Annotated in this window: 22 protein-coding genes; 13 read left to right on the forward strand and 9 right to left on the reverse strand. The window is 63.1% G+C overall.

Annotation, left to right across the window (positions count from 1 at the left end):
* The first annotated feature begins 1,054 nt into the window (after positions 1–1,054).
* The 6 genes from AC06G5_RS20430 (at position 1,055) to AC06G5_RS20455 (ending at position 7,732) form a co-directional block, all read left to right on the forward strand.
* On the forward strand, positions 1,055–1,570 hold the full coding sequence (locus AC06G5_RS20430; RefSeq protein ID WP_413428784.1) for a flavin reductase family protein: 516 nt from the start codon (positions 1,055–1,057) through the stop codon (positions 1,568–1,570).
* Between the two features lie 9 nt (positions 1,571–1,579).
* Complete coding sequence (locus AC06G5_RS20435; protein WP_480458220.1) at positions 1,580–3,259, forward strand: FAD-binding protein; 1,680 nt, start codon at positions 1,580–1,582, stop codon at positions 3,257–3,259.
* Positions 3,247–4,002 (forward strand): glucose 1-dehydrogenase, encoded by a 756-nt coding sequence (locus AC06G5_RS20440; protein WP_413428786.1) that lies wholly within the window; start codon positions 3,247–3,249, stop codon positions 4,000–4,002. Before AC06G5_RS20435 ends, AC06G5_RS20440 begins: the two co-directional genes overlap by 13 nt.
* Before the next feature lie 13 nt (positions 4,003–4,015).
* Positions 4,016–5,104, forward strand: coding sequence for a 2Fe-2S iron-sulfur cluster-binding protein (locus AC06G5_RS20445; protein WP_413704404.1), 1,089 nt, complete (start codon positions 4,016–4,018; stop codon positions 5,102–5,104).
* Positions 5,105–5,332: 228 nt separating this feature from the next.
* Positions 5,333–6,079: an SDR family NAD(P)-dependent oxidoreductase gene (locus tag AC06G5_RS20450; protein WP_322615449.1), complete on the forward strand. Its 747-nt coding sequence runs from the start codon at positions 5,333–5,335 to the stop codon at positions 6,077–6,079.
* A gap of 72 nt (positions 6,080–6,151) precedes the next feature.
* Positions 6,152–7,732: a FadD3 family acyl-CoA ligase gene (locus tag AC06G5_RS20455; RefSeq protein ID WP_480458223.1), complete on the forward strand. Its 1,581-nt coding sequence runs from the start codon at positions 6,152–6,154 to the stop codon at positions 7,730–7,732.
* A gap of 254 nt (positions 7,733–7,986) precedes the next feature.
* On the opposite strand, the gene AC06G5_RS20460 is transcribed toward AC06G5_RS20455, so the two are convergent.
* Together AC06G5_RS20460 and AC06G5_RS20465 are read right to left on the reverse strand one after the other, a co-directional pair.
* The gene (locus AC06G5_RS20460; RefSeq protein WP_413428779.1) at positions 7,987–8,865 is read right to left on the reverse strand and encodes an SDR family NAD(P)-dependent oxidoreductase; all 879 of its coding nucleotides are present in this window, start codon (positions 8,863–8,865) and stop codon (positions 7,987–7,989) included.
* A complete protein-coding gene (locus AC06G5_RS20465) occupies positions 8,862–10,604 on the reverse strand; it encodes an FAD-binding protein (protein WP_413704403.1) in 1,743 nt (580 codons plus the stop codon). Before AC06G5_RS20465 ends, AC06G5_RS20460 begins: the two co-directional genes overlap by 4 nt.
* A 266-nt stretch (positions 10,605–10,870) precedes the next feature.
* Here AC06G5_RS20465 and AC06G5_RS20470 point away from each other — a divergent pair, with 266 nt between their 5' ends.
* The 3 genes from AC06G5_RS20470 to surE all read left to right on the forward strand — a co-directional run bounded on the left by AC06G5_RS20470 (position 10,871) and on the right by surE (position 14,907).
* Complete coding sequence (locus AC06G5_RS20470) at positions 10,871–12,448, forward strand: DUF1302 domain-containing protein (protein WP_480458224.1); 1,578 nt, start codon at positions 10,871–10,873, stop codon at positions 12,446–12,448.
* Positions 12,449–12,471: 23 nt separating this feature from the next.
* On the forward strand, positions 12,472–13,851 hold the full coding sequence (locus tag AC06G5_RS20475; RefSeq protein ID WP_413428782.1) for a DUF1329 domain-containing protein: 1,380 nt from the start codon (positions 12,472–12,474) through the stop codon (positions 13,849–13,851).
* A gap of 78 nt (positions 13,852–13,929) precedes the next feature.
* Positions 13,930–14,907, forward strand: a complete 978-nt coding sequence (gene surE / locus AC06G5_RS20480) for a 5'/3'-nucleotidase SurE (RefSeq protein ID WP_413704401.1) — start codon at positions 13,930–13,932, stop codon at positions 14,905–14,907.
* Between the two features lie 421 nt (positions 14,908–15,328).
* On the opposite strand, the gene AC06G5_RS20485 is transcribed toward surE, so the two are convergent.
* Genes AC06G5_RS20485 through AC06G5_RS20495 form a run of 3 tightly spaced genes read right to left on the reverse strand, consistent with a single transcriptional unit; the run spans position 15,329 to position 18,193 of the window.
* On the reverse strand, positions 15,329–16,444 hold the full coding sequence (locus AC06G5_RS20485) for a 3,4-dihydroxy-2-butanone-4-phosphate synthase (protein ID WP_413428507.1): 1,116 nt from the start codon (positions 16,442–16,444) through the stop codon (positions 15,329–15,331).
* Entirely contained in the window at positions 16,441–17,367 is a 927-nt protein-coding gene (locus AC06G5_RS20490) for an alpha/beta hydrolase (protein ID WP_413428508.1), read from the reverse strand. The genes AC06G5_RS20485 and AC06G5_RS20490 overlap by 4 nt, the downstream gene beginning before the upstream one ends.
* Entirely contained in the window at positions 17,354–18,193 is an 840-nt protein-coding gene (locus tag AC06G5_RS20495) for an SDR family NAD(P)-dependent oxidoreductase (protein WP_480458225.1), read from the reverse strand. The genes AC06G5_RS20490 and AC06G5_RS20495 overlap by 14 nt, the downstream gene beginning before the upstream one ends.
* Positions 18,194–18,339: 146 nt before the next feature.
* Between AC06G5_RS20495 and AC06G5_RS20500 the strand changes: the two genes are divergently transcribed.
* From AC06G5_RS20500 to AC06G5_RS20515, 4 genes are all read left to right on the forward strand, one after another.
* A complete protein-coding gene (locus AC06G5_RS20500) occupies positions 18,340–19,383 on the forward strand; it encodes a 3-ketosteroid-9-alpha-monooxygenase, oxygenase component (RefSeq protein WP_413428510.1) in 1,044 nt (347 codons plus the stop codon).
* A 136-nt stretch (positions 19,384–19,519) separates the two neighbouring features.
* Positions 19,520–20,650, forward strand: coding sequence for a helix-turn-helix transcriptional regulator (locus AC06G5_RS20505; protein WP_095967425.1), 1,131 nt, complete (start codon positions 19,520–19,522; stop codon positions 20,648–20,650).
* Positions 20,651–20,738: 88 nt separating this feature from the next.
* Positions 20,739–21,287 (forward strand): ADP compounds hydrolase NudE, encoded by a 549-nt coding sequence (gene nudE / locus AC06G5_RS20510; RefSeq protein ID WP_413428511.1) that lies wholly within the window; start codon positions 20,739–20,741, stop codon positions 21,285–21,287.
* A gap of 544 nt (positions 21,288–21,831) precedes the next feature.
* Positions 21,832–21,999, forward strand: a complete 168-nt coding sequence (locus tag AC06G5_RS20515; protein WP_413428512.1) for a hypothetical protein — start codon at positions 21,832–21,834, stop codon at positions 21,997–21,999.
* 64 nt (positions 22,000–22,063) lie between these two features.
* Here the strand turns inward: AC06G5_RS20515 and dmpG are convergent, their stop codons facing one another.
* Genes dmpG through AC06G5_RS20535 form a run of 4 tightly spaced genes read right to left on the reverse strand, consistent with a single transcriptional unit; the run spans position 22,064 to position 25,654 of the window.
* Complete coding sequence (dmpG, locus tag AC06G5_RS20520) at positions 22,064–23,098, reverse strand: 4-hydroxy-2-oxovalerate aldolase (protein ID WP_413428513.1); 1,035 nt, start codon at positions 23,096–23,098, stop codon at positions 22,064–22,066.
* Positions 23,099–23,111: 13 nt separating this feature from the next.
* On the reverse strand, positions 23,112–24,020 hold the full coding sequence (locus AC06G5_RS20525) for an acetaldehyde dehydrogenase (acetylating) (protein ID WP_413428514.1): 909 nt from the start codon (positions 24,018–24,020) through the stop codon (positions 23,112–23,114).
* Positions 24,021–24,038: 18 nt separating this feature from the next.
* The gene (locus AC06G5_RS20530; RefSeq protein ID WP_413428515.1) at positions 24,039–24,830 is read right to left on the reverse strand and encodes a fumarylacetoacetate hydrolase family protein; all 792 of its coding nucleotides are present in this window, start codon (positions 24,828–24,830) and stop codon (positions 24,039–24,041) included.
* Positions 24,827–25,654, reverse strand: a complete 828-nt coding sequence (locus tag AC06G5_RS20535; RefSeq protein WP_413704397.1) for an alpha/beta fold hydrolase — start codon at positions 25,652–25,654, stop codon at positions 24,827–24,829. Before AC06G5_RS20535 ends, AC06G5_RS20530 begins: the two co-directional genes overlap by 4 nt.
* Positions 25,655–25,893 lie beyond the last annotated feature (239 nt).

Genomic DNA, 25,893 nt, shown 5'->3' on the forward strand with positions numbered 1-25,893 from the left:
ATCCGCCGGGGCGCGCGTGCAACGGGGCGGGTGTAGCGCCCCTACACTGGCATTCAAGCAATGCATGACCGGGCGGACATCCCTCAAACGGACCATGTGGTTTTGGGGGAACAGGTATCGGGTACATCTGAAAGGGGGGTGTTGGATGGCAGACGGTGTGGGGTTTTTAGGGTGTACATATCCGTTTCTGCGGTAACGGCGGCTTAGGGTTCCGCCCTTACGGCGGGTTACTTGGAAGAGCGGAGCGCCGCCCGGCCCCAAGTAACCAAGGGCTCTTGCCCCTGACGTTCGGTGCCTCGCCCAGGCTCGGCATACCCTCGCTCCGGTCCTGCTCCGTGGGCCCGCCGCGATCGGCCATCCATGGCCGTACGCGGCTAAACCGGCATCCATGCCGGTTTACCCACTACGCAGAACCGGAACGAAGCCTCTCGAGGGGGCAAGCAGATCAAAAGCCAAAGCCAAAGCGAGGCGGCCTACCGGCCGGCCTGATCGCAATTGCACGCGTTCCCCTGTAGGAGCGAGCTTGCTCGCGAAAAACGCCAGGACACCGCGGGCATTCAGGCAGCCCGCGTCATCGTTGACGTCCATCGCGAGCAAGCTCGCTCCTACAAGGCCGAGCGTTAGCTCGCCTGCCGCTCTTGATCTTGATCCACCCGCCCCTTCGGCAGGCTGAGTGGAGGCGTTCATCCGGGGACTGGCGCGCAGCGCCGTTCGACGCAGTCGAACCCATTGCATGTAGGTCGCGCGAAGCCGACCGGAGGGCAATGCCCCCGGATGAATGCCGGAGCGAAGGAACCCCGAGCCCAGGCGAGGGGCCGGACGTTCGGGGCGAGCGTTTTTTTTGCTTACTTTTTTAGGCGCTTGTAAAAAAAGTGAGTCGCCGTAAGGGCGAAACCCTAAGTCGCCGTTACCGCAGCAACGGATATGTACACAACACAACAACAGCCTGATCGGCCCAGAGGCCGCCAAGGCCTAGTCCCCTCGGACGATGTTCAAGACCAGAGCCAGAGCAAGAATCCATCGCACCCACCCCAACAAAAAAAGGCCCAGTGCGATGAACGACGCCAACCTCAAAGCCGACATGCTCCAGGCCATGCGCCGCCTGGCCAAGTCAGTCACCATTATCAGCACCAGCAACGGCTCCGAACGTTTTGCCATGGCCGCCACCGCGGTCGACTCACTGAGCACCGAACCGCCATCGCTGCTGATCTGCGTCAACAAGACCGCCTCGCCCCACGCCGCACTGGCGACCGGCGCGGACTTCTGCGTCAACATCCTCGGCGTCGAGCAACAAGACCTCGCACACCTGTGCAGCGGCGCGATCAAAGGCGAAGCGCGCTTCGACCGTGGCAACTGGCTGACCAGCCCCGGCGGCATTCCTTACCTGGGTGACGCGCAGTCGGCGATCCTCTGCCGTCAGGACGGCCACTTCAGCTACGGCACCCACACCGTATTCATCGGGCGCATCCTGCAGATCCACACCAGCGACGCCATCACCCCTCTGGTCTATCTCGACGGCAGCTACACCACCACCGCCAAACCCATCCCCTCCTTCGCTGTCGCCGGCTGAGGCCTGGGCATGGACGGCATGAACGGGTTGACGGCGTTGCGAGTAAACAGCGCCGACCAGTTGCCATGGGATGACCGCTGCGATTTGCTGGTGGTCGGTTTCGGCGGTGCCGGCGCCTGTGCCGCGATCGAAGCGGCCAGTCGAGGCCTCTCGGTGCTGGCCCTGGACCGTTTCGAAGGAGGCGGCGCCACCGCACTCAGCGGTGGCGTTGTTTATGCCGGAGGTGGCACACCGTATCAGCGCCAGGCCGGTTATGAAGACACCAGCGACGCCATGTTCAACTACCTGCGTCAGGAAGTGGGCGAGGCTGTCAGTGGTGAAACCCTGAGGGACTTCTGCGAAGGCAGCCGCGAGCAACTGGCCTGGCTGGAGCGGCAGGGCGCAACCTTCGAAGCCAGCGTGCCGCCGCATAAAACCTCGTACCCGAGTGACCAGTACTACCTCTATTACTCCGGCAACGAAGCCGTACCGGCCTATGCCGCGAGCGCCAAACCGGCACCCCGTGGCCACCGCACCAAAGGTCCGGGCATGTCCGGCGCCAGTCTGTTCGCCCCGCTCAAGGCCAGCGCCTTGCGTCACGGCGCACGCCTGCGCAGCCAGTGCGAAGTGCGGCGGTTGGTGCTCGACCGCGACGACAAGGTCATCGGTGTCGAAGCCTGGCAGTTGCCTTCCGGCAGCCGCGCGGCCCGGCAGCATGCGCGTCTGTCGCGCTGGGCCGCTGCCATTCATATGTACGCTCCGGCGTTGGCCGACCGCTTGCGCGCCCGTCAGCGTCGCATCGAACAGACCAGCGCCATTCGCCAATTGATTCGCGCCGAACAGGCGGTGCTGCTGAGCAGCGGCGGTTTTATCTTCAATCGCGATCTGGTGCGCCAACACGCGCCGCAGTACCTGGCCGGTTTGCCGCTGGGCGCCACCGGGTGCAATGGCAGCGGCATCGCCCTGGGCCAGAGTGCCGGAGGCAGCGTGGCGCGGATGGACAAGGTCAGCGCCTGGCGTTTCATCAACCCGCCATTGGCCTGGGCCCGCGGGCTGATCGTCAATGCCCGTGGACAGCGCTACGCCAACGAAGAAATCTACGGAGCGACCCTCGGCCACGCCATGGTAGAAGAACAGGACGGCCGGGCCATTCTGATTCTCAATCGGGCGCTGGTTCGAGAAGCACTCAGTCAGGTCGGCCCGGGCAAGGTGTGGAATTTCCAGCGCCTGCCGGTGCTGCTCAACCTGCTGTTCAACGCCAAACGCAGCACCAGCCTGGCCGGGTTAGCCAAACGCTGCAACCTGCCGCCGGAGCTGCTGCGCCAGAGCGTCGAACGTTATAGCCGCGCGGCGCGGGGCGAACTGGCGGACGAGTTCGGCAAGTCCTCGGCGATGCTCGCCAACCTCGACCAGGGTCCGTGGTACGCCCTCGACCTGTCCTTCACCAGCCGCCTGTTCCCCTGCCCGGTCATCACCCTGGGCGGGCTGAAGGTCTGCGAGGCCAGCGGTCGGGTGCTGGACCACGTCGGTCAGCCGATCCATGGCCTGTACAGCGCCGGACGCAACGCGGTCGGTGTCGCCTCCAACCTGTATGTCTCCGGCCTGTCCCTGGCCGATTGCATCTATTCCGGTCGCCGGGCTGCCGCCCACGTGGCCGACCAATTCGCACTTCAAACCGCACGATCAGGAGAACAACAATGCAACGTGTAGAAGGCAAAGTCTGCATCATCACCGGCGCCGCCAGCGGCATCGGTCGCGAAGACGCCCTGCTGCTGGCCAGCGAAGGCGCCAAAGTGGTACTCACCGACCTCAACGAAGAAGCCGGTCGCCAGGTCGCCGCGGAAATCGGCGCCAACGCGCTGTTCATCCGCCACGACATCGCCAGCGAAAGCGATTGGCAGAACGTGGTGAAAACTACTGTTGAACACTTCGGCCGTCTCGACGTGCTGGTCAACAACGCCGCGATCCTGGCCCTGGGCAGCATCGAGGACACCACGCTGGAGCTGTGGCAGAAGGTGCAGAAGATCAACGGCGACGGTTACTTCCTCGGCTGCAAATACGCGATCCAGGCCATGAAGGAAACCGGTGGCGGTTCGATCATCAACATGTCGTCGGTCGCGGCGCTGGGCGCGATGCCGATGTTCTGCGCCTACTCGGCGTCCAAGGGCGCGGTGGCGGCGATGACCCGCTCCATTGCCCTGCACTGCAAGCAGCAGGGCTACCGCATCCGTTGCAACAGCGTGCACCCGGACGGCGTGAACACGCCGATGACCCAGGCTCTGGCCGGTGGCCAGGCGATCCCGCAGGAAGTGCTGGACCAGGACCCGATGAACCGCATGGCCGCGCCACGGGACATTGCCAACGTGGTGCTGTTCCTCGCCACCGACGAGTCGCGGTTCGTCAACGGTGCCGAGATCCGCGTCGACAACGCGCAGTTGATCAGCGGGCTCTGAGGTCGAGGTGAACATGGGCACGCAACAACAGAACCTGACCCCGGCCGAACACACGACGGCAAGTGTCTCATTGCAAGTGTGTGCGGTGATCGACGAGACCGCTGACGCGCGCTCGCTGGTGCTGGATATACCGCCAGACCTGCGTGAGCGCTTTCGCTACAAACCGGGCCAGTTCCTGAGTTTTCGCGTGCCCTTGGCCGGCAAACTGTTGACCCGCTGCTATTCCATGGCCAGCTCGCCCCTCGCGGACGCGCTGCCCAAGGTCACGGTGAAACGGGTCGACGGCGGCCGGGTGTCGAACTGGATGAACGAGGTGCAGGTCGGCGACTGGCTGGAGGTGCTGCCACCGGCCGGGCTGTTCTGCCTGGACCCGCAGCAGTCGGCGGACACCGAAAAGCCCTTGGTCCTGTTCGGGGGCGGTTCGGGCATCACCCCGGTGTTTTCCATTCTCAAATCGGTGCTGCACAGCAGCCGGCGACCGATCAAGTTGATCTACGCCAACCGCGATGAAACGTCGGTGATTTTCAAGGACGAGCTGTGCCGGTTGATCAAGGCGCATCCTGATCAACTGCACGTAGTGCACGTCCTCGATTCGGTGCAGGGTTTTCTGACGGACCACCAGGTCCGTCATCTGCTGCGCGGATCGGCCGGCGGCGACTACTTCATCTGCGGGCCGGGACCGTTCATGGACACCGTGGAGCGCACCCTGCTGGCATTGGGCGAGGCCGCCGACCGCATCCATGTCGAACGTTTCGTTTCACCACCGGACCCGGATGAACTGCTGGCCGAAGAAGCCCTCGCTCGCGAGGCAGCGATGGGGTCGCAGTGCGAAGCGCTGATCGTGGAACTCGACGGCCAGCAACACGAAATTGCCTGCCAACCCGGCGATACCCTCCTGCAAAGCTGCAAGGCGGCGGGCCTGGACGTGCCGTCCTCCTGTGAAGAGGGCTTTTGCGGGGCGTGCATGTGCGTGGTCAAGGAAGGTGAAGTCCAGTTGGCGCGCAACGACGTCTTGACCCCAAAGGAGCTGGCCGAAGGCTGGACCCTGGCCTGCCAGAGCCGCCCGACCGGGGTGAAGGTACGCCTTAAATTCCCGGATTGAGACCCGCCCCTCCTGTAGGAGCGAGCTTGCTCGCGATGGTCGTCAACGATAACGCGGGGTATCTGAATGCCCGCGTTGTCAGGGCGTTTTTCGCGAGCAAGCTCGCTCCTACAGGTGGGCGTGATCAAAGGCGCTCCGTCGCCTTAGTCTCAACGGACGATCACTCGGGCCGAGGCTGCGGTTAGACTCGGCCACAGCATTAGCCCACAACAATAAAGAGGTGCAGTTATGGCTCGTTTGCAGAATAAGGTCGCGGTGGTCACCGGCGGCGCTTCGGGTATTGGTCTGGCCTGCGTGCGCCGTTTCGCGGCCGAAGGCGCGCAAGTGGTCGGGCTGGACATCGGCAGCGCACCGGCGGACTTTCCCGGCCTGTTCATGACCCTGGATGTGCGCGACGAAGCGCAGGTGCAGCAGGTCATGCAAGAAGTCATCAGCCGCTTCGGGCGCATCGATGTACTGGTCAACGCCGCCGGCGTCGCCGACCAGGGCAGCGTGACCCAGACCACCACCGCCAACTGGCAACGGGTGATGGACATCAACCTGACCGGCAGCATGCTCACCAGCAAGTACGCGCTGGAGTCGATGGTGTCGCAACGCGGCGGCTCGATCATCAACGTCGGTTCGATCTTCGGTCTGCAAGGCTGCGACGGCAACGTGGCCTACAACGTGTCCAAGGGCGGCATCAACCAGCTGACCCGCTCGATGGCCATCGACTACGGCTACGCCAACATTCGCGTCAACGGCCTGTGCCCGGGCCTGATCGAAACGCCGATGACCAGCATGGTTCGTGACAATGACGCGTTCCACGCCTTCTTCGCTTCGCAGCACATGCTCAGCCGCTCCGGGCAACCGGAAGAAGTGGCCAACGTCGCGCTGTTCCTGGCGTCCGACGAAGCCTCCTTTGTCAGCGGCCAGATGATTGCCGTGGACGGTGGCTTCTCCGCCGGTCGCCGTTTCGCCCCGCCCGCCCAGTAATTCGCAATCCGGCCGGGCGCCCTGCCCGGCCTACTCCCTTTTTCGCAACTGTCTTCTAACCGGGGAGGCCCCATGCCGCCTGTCGCCACCGCACTGACCATCGCTCAACTGTTCGCCAACGCTGCCCAGGCCTACGGCGACCGCCCGGCCATCGAGGACGCGGGCCACATCATCAGCTACCGACAACTCGATCAACTGCGCCGCCAGGCGGCCCGAGCGCTGCTGGCCCTCGACGTACAGGTCGGGGACCGCGTGGCAATCTGGGCACCCAACGTATGGGAATGGATCGTCGCCGCCGGCGCCCTGCAAAGTGTCGGCGCCGCCCTGGTGCCGCTCAACACCCGGATGAAGGGCAGCGAGGCCGGCTACATCCTGCGCGAAAGCGGCACCTGCGTGCTGTTTGCCATCGGCGAATTCCTCGGCGCGGACTACCCCGGCATGCTCGCGTCGGAAGACCTGCCTGAGCTGCGCCACATCGTCAGCCTGCGCGGCGCCCGTTCAGGCACCCTGGCGTGGGAGCGGTTTATGGATCTGGCGACCGACGTGCCGCAACTGGCCTTGCGCACCCGCGAACAAAGCGTTGGCCCGCAGGCCTTGTCCGACGTGCTGTTTACCTCCGGCACCACCGGCAAACCCAAAGGCGTGATGACCAGTCACGGCCAGAACCTGCGTATCGTGCGCGACTGGAGCGATATCGTCGGTTTGCGCGAGAGCGATCGCTACCTGATCGTCAACCCGTTCTTCCATTCCTTCGGCTACAAGGCCGGCTGGCTGGCAGCGCTGATGCGTGGCTGCTCCCTCCTGCCGCAGCAAGTGTTCGACGTGCAGGCCGTGCTTGAATGCGTGCAGCGTGAACGCATCACCGTGTTGCCCGGGCCACCGACGCTGTATCAATCGTTGCTGGCCCATCCGCAACGCAACGATTTCGACCTGGGCTCCTTGCGCGTGGCGGTGACCGGGGCGGCGGCGATTCCGGTGGAGATGATCCACCGCATGCGCGACGAACTCGGATTCGCCACCATCGTCACCGCGTATGGCCTGACGGAGGTCTGCGGTTTCGCCACGATCTGCCGCGCTGGCGACTCTGCGGAACTGGTCGCCAACACCAGTGGCCGGGCGATGCCGGGGGTGGAAGTGCGCTGTGTCGGCGGCAGCGGTCGCAGCCAGCCGGCGAACATCCCCGGTGAAGTGCAGATCCGCGGCTACAACCTGATGCAGGGCTATCTCAACAATCCCGAAGCCAGCCAGGAAATACTCGACGCCGACGGCTGGCTGCATACCGGCGACATCGGCATGCTCGACGAACAGGGTTACTTGCGCATCACCGACCGCCTCAAGGACATGTTCATCACCGGTGGTTTCAACGTGTACCCGGCGGAAATCGAACAGTGCCTGCTGACCTATCCGGGCGTGGCCCAGGCAGCGGTGATCGGTATTCCTGACGAGCGTCTGGGTGAGGTGGCGATGGCGTTCCTGCTGCCTGCGCCGGGAGCGGAAATCGAACAGGCGCGGTTCCTCGCCTGGTGCCGTGAGCAGATGGCCAACTACAAGGTTCCGCGCCGGGTGCAGGTGTTGCAGAGCATGCCGATCAATGCGGCAGGGAAAGTGACCAAGAATGTGCTGCGCGAGTGGGCACTGCAGCCAGCCGACTAAACGCAATCCCTGTAGGAGCGAGCTTGCTCGCGATGGTGTGTCAGTCGACATCAATGCAACTGATAGACCATCGCGAGCAGGCTAGCTCCTACAATGTTCGAGGGTGTACACAAATTTCCCGCCCGACACAGTTCAACTGTGGGAGCGGGCTTGCTCGCGAAGGCGCAGTGTCAGCCAACATCAATGCCGGATGTACCGACGTCTTCGCGAGCAAGCCCGCTCCCACAGGTTTTGTGTGTGCCGTGATGACCGAGTCAGACCACCCGCGCCGGATGCTGCTGGCGCGGGTCGCCGAGCATGGCGCGGTGGGACGGTGGCTGGCGGCCTTCGGCTTCGCTGATGCCGTAGCCGGGGGCGATTTCGGCGGTGATCAGGGTCTGCCCGGATAACGCCATCAACTGCGGATCATTGAGCAAGGCATGAATCACCCGCCCATTGAATTGCGGGGTTTCAGCGTGGGCCAGAAACGCCTGGTACTGCTCGCCATGCTGTTCGCCGGCAATCTTCGTGCGTTCGGTCAGTTGCGGGCCGAGCCACAGCGACAACGCCGCCACGCCCTGCCCTTCGAAATCGATCGCCATGTCGGCCGCCAGCTTGTCGACTCCGGCCTTTTGCGCGCCGTACGCCGGGCCGTGCATGTAGCAGCCGGCGCCGAATGACGAAGTGAAGCAAATCAGGCCTTGAGCACTTTTCAGCAACAGCGGTGCCGCGTAGTAGCTGGCGATGTAGGCCGAGCGCAGACCGACGTCGAGAATGCGCGCCAGCTCCAGCGGCTTGGCCCAGAACGGTCCTGGCTCGATCAACTGGTCATGAATGAACGCGGCGTTGTTCACCAGCAAATCCAGATGCCCGCATTCCTGCTCGACTCTCTCGAACAGCGCCCGGACCTGCGTGTCATCGGCGTGATCACAGACCACCGCGATACCGTGCCCTCCGGCAGCGGTGATCGCGGCGGCGGTGTCCTCCAGCGAACCGCGCAAGGCATGCCCATACAAATTCGACCCGCCCTGCGCCGGAGCACGACCGGTGACATACACCGTCATGCCCGCCGCCCCCAGGGCCAGGGCAATGCCCTGCCCCACTCCGCGACTGGCGCCGGTGACTACGGCTATCTGTGAACGCTGGCTGTTCATTCAACACTCCCGAACAAGGTTTTCGCTGAAGCGGTTTCGCTATGGCGCTTGATGTGATTGGCCGCCAGGTAACCGAAGGTCATGGCCGGGCCTATGGTCGAACCGGCACCCGGATAGGTGCGGCCCATCATCGAGGCGGCGCTGTTGCCGATGGCGTACAGGCCGTTGATCGCTTGCCCGTCCTCGTGCAACACGCGGGCGTGCACGTCGGTCAGCAGGCCACCCTTGGTGCCGATGTCGCCGGCGTCGATGCGCACGGCGTAGAACGGCCCCTTGAGCAACGGTGCCAGGCACGGATTGGGTTGCACGTTCGGGTCGCCGTAATAGCGGTCGAACAGTGATTCGCCCTTGTGGAAGTCCTCGTCGACGCCCTGCACGGCCATGCCGTTGAATCGCTGCACGGTGCGGACCAGCCCGGCGCCGTCGACGCCGATTTTCGTCGCCAGCTGTTCCAGGCTCGACGCCTTGTGGAAATAGTCGCGCAGGTGCTCGGGCAATTGCCAATCGCGCTGGGCATAACCCGGCAGCAAGGCACCGCACGGGTACTTGCGTCGAAATTCGGCGTCGAACACCATCCAGCACGGCACGCTCGCGGCGCCCTCGCGATTGTTGGCGTACATCGCATAAACGATATCGGTATAGGGCGCGGCTTCGTTGACGAAACGCTCCCCCGCCGCATTGACCATCACGCACCCGGGCAAGGTGCGTTCGACAAACAATGCACGCTGCTTTTCTTCGCCCTTGACGTAAGTAGTCGGCGCCCACCAGCTGTGTTCCATCAACGCGGTCCGTGCACCGATGGCCTGGCCGGCGCGAATGCCGTCACCGGTATTGTTGGGCGGCGTGGCACTCCAGTTGGCCTGGGACGGCTGTGGCAAGTACTGCTCACGCATCGCCTGATTGCGCTCGAAACCACCGGCGGCGATGATCACCCCGTAGCGCGCCTTGACGTTGAGCAACTGGCCGTTGCGATTGACCCGCGCCCCACCGACCCGGTCGCCGACCAGCAACAGCTCTTCGAGTGCACAGTTGAGCCACAGCGATTTGCCGCGATCCTGCAACGAGCAGCGCAAGGCACCGATCAAGGCATTGCCCAGGGTCAGGAAGCGGTCGCGGCGCGACAAGCGCCGGCCCTCACGGTCACGCCAGTAGCGCCACATCACCCGCAGGGTCAGGCGCAACCAGCCGGGGCCACGACACAGCAGCACTTGCGCCTCTTTCATGGTCATCGCCATGCGCCCCATCATCAGGGTGCCGGGGGACGGCGCACGCATGCGCAAGAACTCTTCGCCCAGTTCGGCGGCGTCAAACGGTTGCGGATCCATCGAGCGATAACCCGGTTTGCCGCCTTCGACTTCCGGGTAGTAATCGGCGTAGCGAGGTTGCGCCTCGAAGCGCACGCGGGTGTGCTTTTCCAGGTATTCGACCATCTCCCGACCGTGCTCGACATAGGCTTCGATGCGCCCGTCGTCGATCTCGCCATGGGTCACGGCGCGGATGTAGGCAATCGCTTCGGCCGCCGAATCACTGCCGCCGAGGGCCTTGATCCGGTGGTTGTCCGGGATCCAGATGCCGCCACCGGATACCGCCGACGTGCCGCCGTACTCGCCGCTCTTTTCGATCAGCAGCGCATTCAGGCCCAGGTCATGGGCGCGCAGCGCAGCGGTCATGCCCCCGGCTCCCGAGCCAATCACCAACACATCACAGCACTCGTCCCATTTGATCCCGGCAGCGTTCATGCGATCACCCTTGTTCAGCGCCCATCAGGCAGAAACCGCCACCGCCGGATCTTCGCCCGGTGCAGTCGGTCTCGGGATTGTTCGCCGCGCGCGCCGGGTGTTCATCGTCCGATGGGACTAAGGCGAACACCGCAACTACCCCCTGCAAATCGCGTAGTCCGCTTGGACGATGTTGCGCGCAAGTCGTGACTCCATAGTCGCCCACAGCACCAATCACCCCCCTGAAATGAAGGTCGGGCAGGTCTGACCTGGGCCATGAGGACGACATGATAAAAACAATAATCGCCCCACCAACACAGCACCCTCGCGTACAGCTGGCTTTGCTGTTGCTGGCTGGCGGGCTAAGCGCTCACGTTAACGCCATGAGCTTTCAGCCAAGCGAAGACTTGAGCATCGACTGGGACACCACACTGACCTACAGCCTCGCCTGGCGGACCGAGTCGCGCGATCACAAACTGACCGCCAATGCCAACGGCAACGACGGCGACAACGCGTTCGACAAAGGCAGCCTGATCAACAACCGCAGCGGCTTTCTCACCGAAGCCAACATCAAGTGGCAAGACGATTACGGCGTGTTCGTCCGGGCGACGGGCTTCTACGACAACGTCTACGATCATGACAACGACAACACCACCGGCACCTCGAACTGCTTTGCCGGCGGCCATTGCAGCCAGCCCGACCGTTTCCCCCAGGACACCATCGACCAGCATCGCAATGAACTGCGCATGCTCGACTACTACGCCTATGGCACGTGGGACGTGAGCGGCCATGCCCTCAACGCGCGCCTGGGTAACCAGGTGGTGAGCTGGGGTGAGAGCCTGTTCTACCCGGGTATTTCCGCAGCCCAGAGCCCGGTGGACGCGACCAAGGCAACCACCCCGGGCGTCGAGGTCAAGGAAATCCTGCTGCCGGTCGGCCAGCTGTTCACCCAGTTCGCCCTGACCGAAAGCCTGGGTATCCAGGCCTACTACCAATACAAGTGGGAGAAAACCGAGCTGTTCGGCGTGGGTAGTTACTTCTCCACCACCGACTTCATCGACGAGGGTGGTTTCAACGACGCCTCCGGTTTCGTCACCCGCCTCAAGGACGACAAACCGAGCGACAGCGGCCAGTACGGTCTGGCCTTCACCTACGCCGCCGAGTCGCTGAACAACACCGAGTTCGGCATCTACTACTCGCGTTACCACGACAAGACCCCGTCGCTGGACTTCGCCTCGACCCTGGGCCGCTACCAGGTGCGCTACTTCGACAACATCGACCTGTTCGGTGCGAGCTTCGCCACCGTGCTGGGCGACGTCAGCTGGGCCGGTGAAGTCAGCTACCGCGACGGTACGCCGGTGATGGTCAACAACGGTTTCTCCAGCCCTGTGCGTGGCAAAACCGTGCAGGCGCAAACGTCGATGATCTACGTGCTCGGCCCGACGTCCTGGGCGGACAACACCACCCTGACCGGCGAGCTGGTCTACAACACCGTGATCAGCAACGACAAGTCGCAGCCGGTAGCCCTGGCGCCGGGCTTCTCGCTGCCGGGCACCGACAGCCTGGTCTATGACCGCGATGCCTGGGGCTACACGGTGCAGGCGAACTTTGACTACAACGACGTGTTCAGCGGCTGGGACATGTCGGTGCCTGTCACCTTCAGCGCCGCTGCCCATGGTGACAGTTCGATGGTCGGCTCGATCAACGCTGGCCAGAACGATAACCGCGCCAGCATCGGCAGCTCGTGGCGCTACCTCGGCAACTTCACCGTCGAGGCTCGCTACAACGCCTACCTCGGCAACGCCAACAACAGCCCGTTGGCCGACCGCGACAACGTCGCGCTCAACTTCAAGTACCGGTTCTGATTCCCCAATCGGAGGAGCACAGCATGTCCAGATTCACCCAAACATTATTGAGCACTGCGCTGACCGTCGGCCTGCTCGGCAGTGGCCTGGCCTACGCCAAGGTCAGCCCCGAAGAAGCCGCCCGCCTGGGCCAGGACCTGACCCCGATGGGTGCCGAAAAAGCCGGCAACGCCGACGGCAGCATCCCGGCCTGGTCGGGCAAATGGCGCGGCCTGCCACCAGGACTCAAATACGCCGGCCCCGGCACGCCGTACCCGGACCCGTACGCCGCGGAAAAACCGCTGTTCGTGATCGATTCGAAGAACATGGACAAGTACGCCGACAACCTGACCGATGGCCAGAAAGCGCTGTTCAAGCGCTACCCGGATACCTTCAAGATCCCGGTCTACCCGAGCCACCGCGACTTCCGCCTCGATCAGCGCCTGGAAGACCAGATCAAGAAAAACGCCGTCACTGCCGAACTCGACAATGACAACAACGACACGAAAAACGCCTGGGGTGCCTCGCCGTTCCCGATCCCGAAGAACGGCAGCGAGTTGATGTTCAACCATACCTTGCAGGGGCGCGCCAGCACTGAAGAGGCCAATTACGAACAGGCGGTGGTGTACGCCAACAAGGAAAAGGTGCTGGAAGAGGTCAACTACAAGATCTTCTCGATCTGGTCGAGCCCGGACAAAACCCCGGAGGCCGCGAACGGTGTATTCACACACTTCCTGCTCACCACCCTGGAACCGGTGCGCAAGAAAGGCGAGATCGTGGTCGGTCACGAGTTCATCAATCCGACCGCTTCGCCGCGCCAGGCCTGGCAATACAGTCCGGGGCAACGCCGGGTACGTCGCGCGCCGACCGTGGGCTACGATTCGCCGACCGGCGCCGGCGGTTTCCGCGTGTATGACGAAGACCGCTTGTTCAACGGAGCGCCGGACCGCTACAACTGGACCATCGTCGGCAAGAAGGAAATCTACATTCCGTACCACAACTACAAGATCGACGACCCGAGCGTAACGGCCGACCAGATCCTGTCCACCACCGGTCACATCGATCCACAGTACATGCGCTACGAGAAACACCGCGTCTGGGTGTTGCAGGCCAACCTCAAGGAAGGTGCCCGCCACGTGTACGCCAAGCGCGTGCTGTACCTGGACGAGGACACCTGGTCCGCGACCATGGCCGACAACTACGACAGCCGTGGCCAGTTGTGGCGCACCAACATGCAGACCTCGATCTACGCCTACGAGATGCAGCGCTACCACGCTCGACTGGGGATCTACCACGACCTGATCGCCGGCTCCTACCTGGTTGACCGCATGCTGGTCGATCAGAAACCGGCCAAGCTCAACGCCACCGCCTTCACCGAAGACGAATTCACCCCTGGCAACCTGCGCAAACTCGGCACCCGCTAAAACCTGAACGCCCCGACCGATTCATTCGGTCGGGGCGTTTTGCTTTGTGAAATCCGCGCCGCCCACGGAATACTGCCCATGAACAAACTCCTCACCGGCATCATCGCCATGGCCAGCGTTGGCCTGTCGATGCAAGCCAACGCCCTGAACATCCTGCTGACCAACGACGATGGCTGCCGCGCGCCGGGTATCGATGCGATGTACCGCGCCCTGACTGCTGCCGGGCACAAGGTCACGCTGGTCAGCCCGTTGAACGACAGCAGCGGCATCAGCGCCGCCAGCGTAGTCGTGCCCGGCCAGGCCCTGGCGGTGAATGAACTGGCGCCGGGCAAATTTTGCGTCGGGCCGCCGCAGGGCTATACCCCGCCTGCCGGCAAGACCTCTGCCATCGGTACGCCAGTGGATGCGGTCAACGTCGGCCTTGACGTGATCCTCAAGGATTCGCCGCCAGACCTGGTGGTATCGGGTAGCAACTTTGGCGAAAACGTCGGCCCGCTGACGCAGATGTCCGGCACCTTGAACGCTGCGGTACGGGCGATGTTCAAGGGAATTCCGGCGGTGGCGGTGTCCACGGCCATCGACATGGACCTGATCATCCGCGACCAGCAGGCCGGCTACAGCAAGACCCTCGGCGCCATGGACGACACGGCGCGGTTTGCCGTCAAGGTGATCGAGCAGGCGAGCCTGGCAGGCGTCGAAGCCAGGCAAGCTTGCGCCAAAAACAAACACTCGTGCGAGCTGAATGTACTGGGCCTGCCGGGGGTGAACGGCTTGAATCTCAACTACCCGCCGCTGCCGCCAGGCGAAGTCAAAGGCGTAAGCTTTGCCCCGATCGGCAATTGGGATCGCGTGAACTTCACCTCAAAGCGCGACGCCGACGGCGTGGTCCATGTCAACCTCTCTGCCCCCTCGACACCGACCGCCATCCAGCAAAAGGCCGATGCCTATCAACTGTGGCAAGGCCACGCGGTGATCACCGTGATCGACAGCAACATGACCGCACCGGAGGCGGTGCAGGATCAGGCGAAGAAAATACTTCAGGGCATCAAGCCCTGACTGTGGGAGCGGGTGTACCCAAAACCTGCAGGCCACCCAAAAACTACCGTGGGAGCGGGCTTGCTCGCGAAGAGGCCGGCACATCCAACATCCACATCACCTGACATGCCGCCTTCGCGGGCAAGCCCGCTCCCACAGGGTCGGCGGGTGTACGCAAAACCTGTGGCCACCCAAAAACTACCGTGGGAGCGGGCTTGCTCGCGAAGAGGCCGGCACATCCAACATCCACATCACCTGACATACCGCCTTCGCGAGCAAGCCCGCTCCCACAGGGTCGGCGGGTGTACCCAAAACCTGTGGCCACCCAAAAACTACCGTGGGAGCGGGCTTGCTCGCGAAGAGGCCGGCACATCCAACCTCTACATCGCCTGACATGCCGCCTTCGCGAGCAAGCCCGCTCCCACAGGGTTTTGTGCTGGTTTCAGTTTGCCGGTTGGAACGGCACAAACTCGGTCACTTCCAGATCGAACCCGGACACCGCCTTGTACGGCACTGGTGAACTCATCAGGCGCATTTTGCGCACGTTCTGGTCGCGCAGGATCTGTGCGCCGATGCCCAGGGTCCTCTGCGGGAATTGCGGTGTACGCAGTTTACCGCCGCTGCGCTGGCGCAACTGTTCGAGCACGCCGTCGGCGGTTTCCTTCTGTGCCAGCAACACCAGTACGCCGCAATCGGCGGCAGCGATACTCGCCAGCGAACGCTCGAGGGTCCACTGTTGCGCCCCGCTCTCGCTTTCACTCCCCAGCACATCACGCAACGTCTCGATGCTTTGCACCCGCACCAGTACCGGTCGGGAGCTGTCGATCCGGCCTTTGACCAGCGCCAGGTGCAACGAGCCTTGATAGGTGTCCTGATAAGTCGTCACCTGGAACTCGCCGTGGCGGGTATGCAACGGATACTCGCCGCCGCGCTCGATCGTGCCTTCATGCAGGATGCGGTAGTGAATCAGATCGGCAATGGTGCCGATCCGCAACCCATGCCGCTGGGCGAACCCATGCAACTCGGGACCACGGGCCAGTTCGCCGTCCTCGTTGAGAATCCCCACCAGGGTTGCCGCCGGTTGCAGGCCCGCCAGACGTGTCAGGTCGCAGGCGGCCTCGACATGCCCGGCCCGCTGCATCACGCCACCGGGCAAGGCCTGCACCGGGAAAATATGCCCCGGTTGCACCAGGTCCGCCGGACCGCTGGCCGGGTCGACCGCCACCTGGATCGACCGCGCCCGGTCCGCCGCCGAAATACCGGTGGACACCCCAGTGGCCGCTTCGATGGAGCGGGTAAACCCCACACCATGTTGCGCCCGGGAGTTGGGCACCATCAGGTCCAGGCCCAGCGCGCGGCAGCGCTGTTCAGTCAGGGCCAGGCAAATCAACCCGCGCGCCTGCACTGCCATGAAGGTTACAGCCTCGGCGCCGGCCTGCTCGGCGGCCATCAGCAACGAGCCTTCACCGTTGTTTTCATCGTCGGTGATGACCACCATCTGACCAGCGCCGATGGCTTCGATCAGTTGCGGCACGGTATGGAAAGTCAGGCCGTTCACTTGAGGGCTCCACGCAGATCGACGCAAGCGTCTGACAACGCTTGCGCGGCTGCTTCGACAAACGGCGCCATGCTGATGAAACCGTGAATCATGCCTTCGCAGCGCTGCACTCGCACCGCGACTTCAGCCTTGCGCAGGCACTCGGCCAACGCCTCGCCTTCGTCCCGCAACGGGTCGAACCCGGCAGTGATCAGCGTGGTCGGCGGCAAGCCTGCCAGGTTCTCGGCACGCAACGGCGAGGCCAGTGGGTCATCGGCCTGCGCCGGGTCTTGCAGGTACTGCTCCCAGAACCAGCGCATCGCCTTCGCGGACAGCAGATAACTTTCGGCAAATTCCTCGAAGGACTGACTGTCGCAACCCGCATCGGTGACCGGGTAGAACAGGCACTGATAACTGACCTTCGGCCCCTTGCGTTGCGCCGCCAACTGACTGACTGCCAGCGCCAGATTGCCCCCGGCACTGTCGCCGGCCACGGCCAGACGGCTGCCATCAAAACCAAGCTCGGCCGCCTGTTCGACCAACCAGCAAGTCGCCGCATAACAATCGAGCGGTGCTGCCGGGAACTTGTGTTCCGGCGCCAGTCGATAGGCCACAGACACCACCACCGCCTCGGTCTGGCGGGCCAGTGAGCGACAGAGATTGTCGTGGGTATCGAGATTGCCCATGACAAATCCGCCGCCATGGAAAAACACCAGTAACGGCAGGTTGGGCTCTTCCGATGGCCGATACAGCCGTGCATCCACCTCACCCTCCGCGCCGGCCACCCGCAGGTCGCGCACCTCGCTCATCGGATCGCCGGGGATGGCCGGCAGCAGGTTGTCGGAGAACTGCCGGTACCGGGCGGCATCGACCTGGCTGAAATCAGGTTCCGGGATGTCGCGAAACTGCTGGAGTACGCCAGCGATCTGCTTATCGAGCGGCATGGGCATCGTCCTCTACGTCGGCCATTTGAAACTGCGGATTGGTCTCGCCCAGGATGCTTTGTACCCGGCGCTCAAGGGCCGCCTTGAAACCCTTGTGGGGCAGAATCCAGAAGCGTTTATGCGCGACGGCGGCGAACACTTGCGCGGCCAGTTCAGCCGGGGTCATGCCCTGGCGAATGGTGCTGTCGAGCAGTTGGCTGAAGTCCGATCCGGCGGTGTCCACCACCTGGTTCGACGCCATGATTTCACTGGCCACCGGCCCCGGGCACAGCACCGAAACCGACACCGGCGCACCGAGCATGGCCAGTTCGTAATGCAGGGTTTCCGAGAGCGCGACCACCGCCTGCTTGGTCACGTTGTACGGCGCCATCAACGGACTGCTGACCAGCCCGGCAAGGGACGCGGTGTTGATCACATGGGCTGCCCGGCCCTGACTGATAAGCAGCGGCACAAAGCAGCGAATGCCGTTGATCACGCCATTGAGGTTGACGTTCAGCATGCGCTGCCATTGCGCCTCGGTGATTTCCCAGCTGAAGCCGGTCTGCATCACGCCGGCGTTGTTGAACAGCAGGTCGACCCCGCCAAAGTGCTCGACAGCCCGGTCACGCAAGCGCTCGACCTGCTGCACATCACCGACATCGGTGACGCAGGCAATCGCTTGCACACCGCTGGCCTTCAATTCGTCGCACAGGGCTTGCAGGCCCGCTGCATCCCGATCCGCCAGCACCAGGCGCATGCCCAGCGTCGCCGCGTGTTCTGCCAGGCCACGGCCAATACCACTGGCGGCCCCGGTAATCACCGCTACCGGCCCTTGTTCATCACTCATCGCCAACTCCTGCCATGGGTCCAATGGCGCCAGTAGAGCGGGCCTGCCTGAAGCAGCCATCGTCCATTCAGACGATGCCCGCTTTTACAGGGCCGGCAGAATCCATTACATGCGCCAAACCCGTGAGCCCTTGGGAGAATAACAAGATGAGTACCCTGCACCGCATCGAAGCCAAACTGCTGGAAGACCGCTACGCCCGAGGCTGGCATTGCCTGGGCCTGGCCGCGCAATACCGCGACGGCAAGGCCCATCGCCTGGAGGTGTTCGGCACCCGTCTGGTGGCGTTCCAGGGTGAAGACGGCGAGCTGCATATTCTTGATGGCTACTGCCCGCACATGGGCGCCGACCTGAGCACCGGTTGCGTTGAAGGCAACTCGATCCGCTGTCCGTTCCACGCCTGGCGCTGGGGCGCCGATGGCGTGTGCGATGACATCCCTTATGCCAAACGCATTCCGCCACGGGCCAAAATCAAAAGCTGGCCGATCATGGAAGAGAACCAGTTGCTGTTCGTCTGGAATGACCCCGAGGGCAACCCGCCGCTGCCGGAACAACGCATTCCGCGCATCGACGCCTGCTTCAACGACGAATGGGCAGCCTGGGAGGTCGCCGAATTGCAGATTGGCACCAACTGCCGCGAACTGATCGACAACATCGCCGATATGGCGCACTTCGGCACCGTGCATGGCGCGCCGGTCGAAGAGTTCATCAACGTTTTCGAAGGCCACCTGGCGACCCAGATCATGCGCGCCCGCAGTGAACGCCTGTCCGGCGACAGCGTGTTGACTACCGAAGCCACCTATTTCGGCCCGGCCTATCAGATCACAGAAATGAACGGTGCCATGAACGGCCAGCCGATCCACTCGATCCTGCTCAATTGCCACGTACCGATTGACCTCGACAGCTTCACCCTGCGCTACGGCGTGCTGGTGAAAAAGATCCCGGGCTTGAGCGAAGAGCAGAACCAGGCGATGGCCAAGGCCTACGTGGCGCAGGCTCAGGCGGCCTTCTACGAAGACGTGGCCATCTGGCACAGCAAGACCCGTGTCGACAATCCGCTGCTGTGTGACGGCGACGGCCCGGTCTATCAGTTGCGCCGTTGGTACGAGCAGTTCTACACCGATGTCCAGGCGCTGTCGGCAGACGTTGCCGAACACAAGAAGTTTGTCGTGCGCGCCAGCGAACGGGTCTGACTCAAGCGGCTTTTCGCCCGCCCCGGGCCTGATCGGCAGCCGCCCGTCAGGCCCTGAGCCCGAGCGTTGCAAGGAGCCGATAACGGCGCTTATTCTCGGCCACCGCCAACGCTAATAATAAAAACGGTTTTCCCCCATGCAGCAGAGCCTCAGTCTCGATACGTTCAGTGATTTGATCGGCAACCTCTATCAGGGTCCGCTGGAAACCATTCCCTGGGCGACTTTTCTCAATCAGCTCAATGTGCATCTGAACAGCAAGTACGTGACCTTCATCCTGCGTCCGCCCAGCGCCCACGTGGACGGCTTGATGGTCAACACCACCGGCACCTCGACCGAGGCGACCGCGTCCTATAACAAGCACTTTTTCAGCCTCGACCCGTTTGTCGACCTGCCCAACCGCCAGGTCGTGACCCTCGCCGAGTTCGTCTCCAACGACGACTGGCAGAACTCCGAGTTCTACAAGAATTTCCTCGAACCGGTGGACGTGTTCCACATCCTCGGTGCCGACATCAACACGGTCGACGGCGCCCAGTGCCGCATTCGCATCAGCCGCGGACGTGACGACAAGCCCTTCGGCAATGAAGAAAAGGCCATGCTCACGCATTTCATTCCGCACCTGGAACGCTCGATCAAGATCCACATGCAGCTCAACCGCATCGAAGCCGAGCGCAATCTGTACGCTGGCGCGGTGAACCAGATGGCGGTCGGCACGATCATCCTCGACGAGTCCGGCAAGGTGCTGCAGACCAACCAGGTTGCCGACCGGCTGATCCAGGAAAAGGACGGCATCAAACTGGTCAACGATGGCCTGCAGGTCGGTACGGCCCGGGATACCCAGGAGTTCCGCCGACTGGTCAAGCAGTCACTGCTGTCGCAAAAGAGCAGCAACCCGTCGGTGGTCGAGGCCCTACGTGTGCAGCGGCCGTCCGGGAAAGCCGACCTGGGGATCATCGTGCGCTCGGTGCCATTGACGGACTGGAGCGAGGGCAAGCAGTGCCCGACCGTGGTGATTTTCATCAGCGACCCGGAGCAACAGTCCACTGCGCCACAGGAAATCGTTCGCGCGCTGTTTGACTTCACCCCGGCGGAGACCCAGCTGGCGATGCTGTTGGCCAACGGCCTGACCCTCGACGAAGCGTCGGAAGAGCTGGGCATCAGCCGCAACACCTCGCGGGCACACTTGCGCTCAACCTTCTCCAAGACCGGCGTGACCCGCCAGACCATGCTGGTGCGCCTGATCCTGCGCAGCGTGGCGACCCTCGGTTAACCCTCATTGCCCGCCCTCGTCCGCTCGGACGATGGCGGCTCCCGTTGTACAGCGCACAGTGTGTTTATCCCAAACAGGGGACTGCCCCATGCGCAACTGCCCAACCATCCTCAAGACTGAATTGCTGGCGCAAAGCGGCCACTTTCAGATCGAAGCCCTGCACCTGCAATTCAGCAACGGCCAGCAGCGGGTCTACGAACGTCTGCGCGGCACCGGTTATCGCTCGGTGATGCTGGTGGCGATGCCCGATCCTGAGCATGTGCTGCTGGTGCGCGAATACGCGGTCGGTGTGGAAAAAACCATTCTCGGCCTGCCCAAGGGCGGCGCCGAGCCCGATGAAGACTATTTGCAGGCAGCGCAGCGCGAGCTGAGTGAAGAAGTCGGCATGCGCGCCGAACGCCTGACCGAACTGGGCGAACTGACACTGGCACCGGGACACCTGTGCCACCGCTACAAGGTGGTACTGGCCGAACAACTGAGCCCCTGCCAACTGCAAGGCGACGAACCCGAACCCCTGGAATGCCTGCGAGTGCCCCTGGCCCATATCCCCGAACTGGTGGCCCGCGGCGAACTCCATGAAGCCCGGGCCATTGCAGCGTTGTTCATGGCCATGGGCGCCCTCGCCCGACGAACCTGACACCACACAAAACCTGTGGTCACCCAAAAACCACTGTGGGAGCGGGCTCGCCCGCGAAGAGGCCGGCACAGCCAACATCTACCTCGCCTGACACGCCGCCTTCGCGGGCAAGCCCGCTCCCACAGGGGATCTCGGCCAGACGCAAATCCCGGGAACGCCCAACAACCGTGTGGGAGCGGGCTCGCCCGCGAAGAGGCCGGCACAGCCAACATCTACCTCGCCTGACACGCCGCCTTCGCGGGCAAGCCCGCTCCCACAGGGGATCTCGGCCAGACGCAAATCCCGGGAACGCCCAACAACCGTGTGGGAGCGGGCTTGCTCGCGAAGAGGCCGGCACAGCCAACATCTACCTCGCCTGACACGCCGCCTTCGCGAGCAAGTCCGCTCCCACAGGGGATCTCGGCCAGACGCAAATCCCGGGGGCGCTCCCACAAGGGGTCTGCCGGGTTCTCCAGTCATCAACTAGTCCATTCGGACGAAGACGTGCGCCACCCGCCGTCATACCGTATCGCTACAACTACAAAAATCCGTGTCGAGGCTCGCCATGCGAAAAGCCACCTGCGCCCTGTTCATCCTCGTCTGTGCCGGCAGCACCGCCAGTCTGTGTCAATTGTTCAAGAATGAAGCCTACCGACCGAGCGCGGCCTACTTCAGCTGTTCGAGCGCGGCCATCAACTGTTATCCGCCAGTGGTGCGCAATCTGCTGCCTTGAGCGCGGTTCGCAACAGCCATAAAAAAACCACCGAATCATCGGTGGTTTTTTTGTTTCTCCGGGATCAGGTAGGCAGTACACCCCTGGCCCGCGACAGCGTCAGCGCCAGGTCTTCGATCATGTCTTCCTGACCGCCCACCGTGCCACGTCGCCCCAGCTCCACCAGCAGTTCACGAGCGGCAATGCCGTACTTCTGCTCGGCGCGTTTGGCGAACAGCAGGAACGAACTGTAGACCCCGGCGTAACCCAGAGTCAGCGCATCGCGGTCGAGGCGGATCGGCTGGTCCATCATCGGCACCACCAGGTCTTCGGCCACGTCCATGATCCTGTACAGATCCACACCACTGTTGACGCCCATGCGCTCCAGCACCGCAACGAACACTTCCAGCGGCGTATTGCCCGCTCCGGCGCCAAGGCCCGCAACCGATCCGTCGATCCGCGCAGCGCCCGCCTCGATGGCAGCCAGGGAGTTGGCGATGGCCATGCCCATGTTGTGGTGGCCGTGGAAGCCGACTTCGGTCCCGGCATTCAGCCCGGCCCGCAGGGCACCGATTTTTTGCGTCACTTCATCGGGCAGCATGTAGCCGGCCGAGTCGGTGCAATAGATGCAATTGGCGCCGTAGCTTTCCATCAACCGCGCCTGTTCCAGCAGTTTCTCCGGGCTGACCATGTGCGCCATCATCAGGAAGCCGACGGTGTCCAGGCCCATCTTCGCCGACATGCCGATGTGCTGGCCGGACACGTCCGCTTCGGTGCAGTGAGTGGCCACGCGAATGGTCGACACGCCGTGTTCGTGGGCCATCTTCAGATGGTCGAGGGTGCCGATCCCCGGCAACAACAGGGCCGAGACCCTGGCCTGTTTCATCTGCGGGATCACCGCGGCGAAATACTCCTCGTCGCTATGGGCCGGGAAACCATAGTTCAGCGACGCACCGCCCAGGCCATCGCCATGGGTGATTTCGATCAGCGGCACGCCCGCGGCATCGAGGCCGGTGGCCACCGAGACCATTTGTTCGATACTGATCTGATGCTGTTTGGCGTGCATGCCGTCGCGCAGACTCATGTCGTGCAGGCGCACGCTCTTACCTTGCAAATTCATGGCAATTCTCCACTCAGCGTACGGGCAGTTGCAGGGTGCCCTTGTGGGCTTCTTCGGCGAACATCTCGGCCGTGCGCAAACCGGCGGCGGTCATGATGTCGAGGTTGCCGGCGGACTTGGGCAGGAAATCGCCGAGGCCTTCGACCTCGATGAAAATCGACACCTTGCGCCCGTCGAACACCGGTCCGTTGATCAGCTTGTAGCCGGGCACATAGCGCTGCACTTCGCGGACCATCTCCAGCACCGAGGTGCGGATTGCATCCTGGTTCGGCTCGTCATCGGTCAGGCAGTGGATGGTGTCGCGCATCATCAGCGGCGGCTCGGCCGGGTTGATCACGATGATCGCCTTGCCGCGTCGCGCACCGCCGATCTTCTCCACCGCCCCGGCCGTGGTGCGGGTGAACTCGTCGATGTTCTGCCGCGTGCCCGGGCCAACCGAACCGGAGGACACCGTGGCAACGATTTCGCCGTAGCTCACCGGTTGCACCCGCGACACCGCCGCCACCATCGGGATGGTCGCCTGGCCACCGCAAGTGACCATGTTGACGTTCATCGCCAGGCTCGACGCGTGCTCCTTGAGGTTGACCGGCGGCACGCAGTACGGGCCGATGGCAGCCGGCGTGAGGTCGATCATGATCACCCCGAGCTCGTTGAGCTTGCGGCTGTTTTCCGCATGCACGTAGGCCGAAGTGGCATCGAAGGCAATACGAATGTCATCGTCGAGGACGTGGGGCAGCAGCCCGTCGACACCGTCAGCAGTGGTCTTCACGCCCATTTCGCGAGCGCGCTTGAGGCCCTCCGATTGCGGGTCGACGCCGACCATCCATACAGGCTCGATCCATTCCGACCGGCACATTTTCATCAGCAGGTCAGTGCCGATATTGCCCGGGCCGATAATGGCCGCTCTGAGTTTTTTGCTCATTGGGTCAAACTCCAAAAGTCAGGCGCAGAAAGACACCCGGGCACTGCCCAGGCCATCGATGGTCAATTCAAAACGGTCGCCGGCACGGGCCGGTTCCAGCGGTACCAGGGAGCCGGACAGGATGATTTCCCCGGCCTTGAACGGAATGCCGAAGGCGCCCAGGGTGTTGGCCAGCCAGGCCACGGCGGTCAGCGGATTGCCCTGCACCGCCGAACCCAGGCCTTCACTCAGGGGCTGGCCATTCTTGAACACGCGCATGCGCAGGTTGGGCAGGTCCAGCTCACGGGGATCGACCTTGCTGTCGCCCAGCACGAACACGCCGCAGGAGGCGTTGTCGGCCACGGTGTCCTGGATGCGGATGCGCCACTCGTGAATCCGCGAGTCGACGATCTCGAAGCACGGCATCACGTACTCTGTGGCGTCCATCACGTCGGCTTCGGTGATACCCGGGCCGACCAGATCATGTTTGAGCTTGAAGGCGATCTCGCCCTCGGCGCGGGGCTGGATCAGCTTGTTGGCGGCCAGGGAAATCTGCGCGTCGTCATCGAACGCCATCTGCCGCGTGATGAAGCCGAAATCCGGCTGATGCACGTTGAGCATCTGCTGGACCGCCGCCGAAGTCACGCCGATCTTCTTGCCAACGATCTGGTCACCGGCCGCCACTCGACGTTCAATGGCGTACAGGGAAATGTGATAGGCGTCTTCAATGCTGATCGACGGCCAACGCTCGGTCAGCGGCGCCAGGGTGGAGCCGCTGAGCAGCGCCTGATAAAGCTCTTCGCCGAACTCACGGCGCAATTGCACGCTCATCGACGGGCCTCCTGAAGAAAGGCCAGGCACTGGCGGTTGAACAGATCACGATGCTCGACCTGAACCCAATGCCCGCACTCGCTGAGCATCACGAAACGGATGCCAGAGCAGTTTTCAAGCATGGTCAGGGCACCGGAGGACGGGCAGAACTTGTCGTTCATGCCCCAGAAACCGAGGATCGGACACTGCAGCTCGCCCAGGCGCGCGGTCATGTTCGGCACCTGCATGGTCGACAGCACACACACCGGTTGTTGTTGCACCACAGCTACCCGCTCGTTGACCGTCTCGTCGCTGATCAGGCTTTCATCAAACAGTTGCAGGGCCAACAGACGACGCATGCCTGCCGCATCGTTCAGCTCACCCTTGGCGAAGGCCGCGCCCATTTTCTGGATGCCTTCCATTTGCAGGTAATACTGTTCCTTTTCCATCAGGCCACCGGGCGCCATCAGCACCAGGCGACTGACACGCTGCGGTTGGTCGAGGGCCAGTTTGATCGCGATCGCGCCGCCCAGGGAGTTGCCGACCAGCACGCAACGCTGGATATCCAGGGCGTCGAGCAGACCGCTCAACGCGGCAACGAAGAAGTCCAGGGTGTAGAGGGTGTCGGGTTTGTCCGAAACGCCGTAGCCCGGCAAATCCGGGACGATCACCCGATAGCCGGCTTCGGCGAACACCGGGTAGTTCTGCTTGAAGTTGCTGTGACCGCTGGCGCCCGGCCCGCTGCCATGAATAAACATCACCGGCTCGCCGCTGCCGGTGTCTTTGTAGTGCAGCTGCAAACCATCCGGCAGCGTAACGAAGTGCCCTTGCGCTGAAGCGCCCATAAGGTGTCCTCCCGGCCTGTTGTTGTCGCCGGATTATTCCGAGGGCCCGGACAATCAACATCGTCCGACAGGACTACGCACCTGCACTGTGTAGGAGCGAGCTCGCTCGCGATGGACCTGAGAACACCGCGGGGTGCCAGGCATCCAGCGTCATCGTTGACGACCATCGCGAGCAAGCTCGCTCCTACACAGACAATCTCTAGTCCCTTTGGACGTTGGCCTGCCGGGGTTGCAGACCT

The organism is Pseudomonas sp. WT-JTC, assembly GCF_056711565.1.

Bases quoted from the DNA above. Each gene is read 5' to 3' on its own strand.
- AC06G5_RS20430 (WP_413428784.1), top strand. From the start codon at position 1,055: ATGAACGACGCCAACCTCAAAGCCGACATGCTCCAGGCCATGCGCCGC.
- AC06G5_RS20435 (WP_480458220.1), top strand. From the start codon at position 1,580: ATGGACGGCATGAACGGGTTGACGGCGTTGCGAGTAAACAGCGCCGAC.
- AC06G5_RS20440 (WP_413428786.1), top strand. From the start codon at position 3,247: ATGCAACGTGTAGAAGGCAAAGTCTGCATCATCACCGGCGCCGCCAGC.
- AC06G5_RS20445 (WP_413704404.1), top strand. From the start codon at position 4,016: ATGGGCACGCAACAACAGAACCTGACCCCGGCCGAACACACGACGGCA.
- AC06G5_RS20450 (WP_322615449.1), top strand. From the start codon at position 5,333: ATGGCTCGTTTGCAGAATAAGGTCGCGGTGGTCACCGGCGGCGCTTCG.
- AC06G5_RS20455 (WP_480458223.1), top strand. From the start codon at position 6,152: ATGCCGCCTGTCGCCACCGCACTGACCATCGCTCAACTGTTCGCCAAC.
- AC06G5_RS20460 (WP_413428779.1), bottom strand. From the start codon at position 8,865: ATGAACAGCCAGCGTTCACAGATAGCCGTAGTCACCGGCGCCAGTCGC.
- AC06G5_RS20465 (WP_413704403.1), bottom strand. From the start codon at position 10,604: ATGAACGCTGCCGGGATCAAATGGGACGAGTGCTGTGATGTGTTGGTG.
- AC06G5_RS20470 (WP_480458224.1), top strand. From the start codon at position 10,871: ATGATAAAAACAATAATCGCCCCACCAACACAGCACCCTCGCGTACAG.
- AC06G5_RS20475 (WP_413428782.1), top strand. From the start codon at position 12,472: ATGTCCAGATTCACCCAAACATTATTGAGCACTGCGCTGACCGTCGGC.
- surE (WP_413704401.1), top strand. From the start codon at position 13,930: ATGAACAAACTCCTCACCGGCATCATCGCCATGGCCAGCGTTGGCCTG.
- AC06G5_RS20490 (WP_413428508.1), bottom strand. From the start codon at position 17,367: ATGCCGCTCGATAAGCAGATCGCTGGCGTACTCCAGCAGTTTCGCGAC.
- AC06G5_RS20495 (WP_480458225.1), bottom strand. From the start codon at position 18,193: ATGAGTGATGAACAAGGGCCGGTAGCGGTGATTACCGGGGCCGCCAGT.
- AC06G5_RS20500 (WP_413428510.1), top strand. From the start codon at position 18,340: ATGAGTACCCTGCACCGCATCGAAGCCAAACTGCTGGAAGACCGCTAC.
- AC06G5_RS20505 (WP_095967425.1), top strand. From the start codon at position 19,520: ATGCAGCAGAGCCTCAGTCTCGATACGTTCAGTGATTTGATCGGCAAC.
- nudE (WP_413428511.1), top strand. From the start codon at position 20,739: ATGCGCAACTGCCCAACCATCCTCAAGACTGAATTGCTGGCGCAAAGC.
- AC06G5_RS20515 (WP_413428512.1), top strand. From the start codon at position 21,832: ATGCGAAAAGCCACCTGCGCCCTGTTCATCCTCGTCTGTGCCGGCAGC.
- dmpG (WP_413428513.1), bottom strand. From the start codon at position 23,098: ATGAATTTGCAAGGTAAGAGCGTGCGCCTGCACGACATGAGTCTGCGC.
- AC06G5_RS20525 (WP_413428514.1), bottom strand. From the start codon at position 24,020: ATGAGCAAAAAACTCAGAGCGGCCATTATCGGCCCGGGCAATATCGGC.
- AC06G5_RS20530 (WP_413428515.1), bottom strand. From the start codon at position 24,830: ATGAGCGTGCAATTGCGCCGTGAGTTCGGCGAAGAGCTTTATCAGGCG.
- AC06G5_RS20535 (WP_413704397.1), bottom strand. From the start codon at position 25,654: ATGGGCGCTTCAGCGCAAGGGCACTTCGTTACGCTGCCGGATGGTTTG.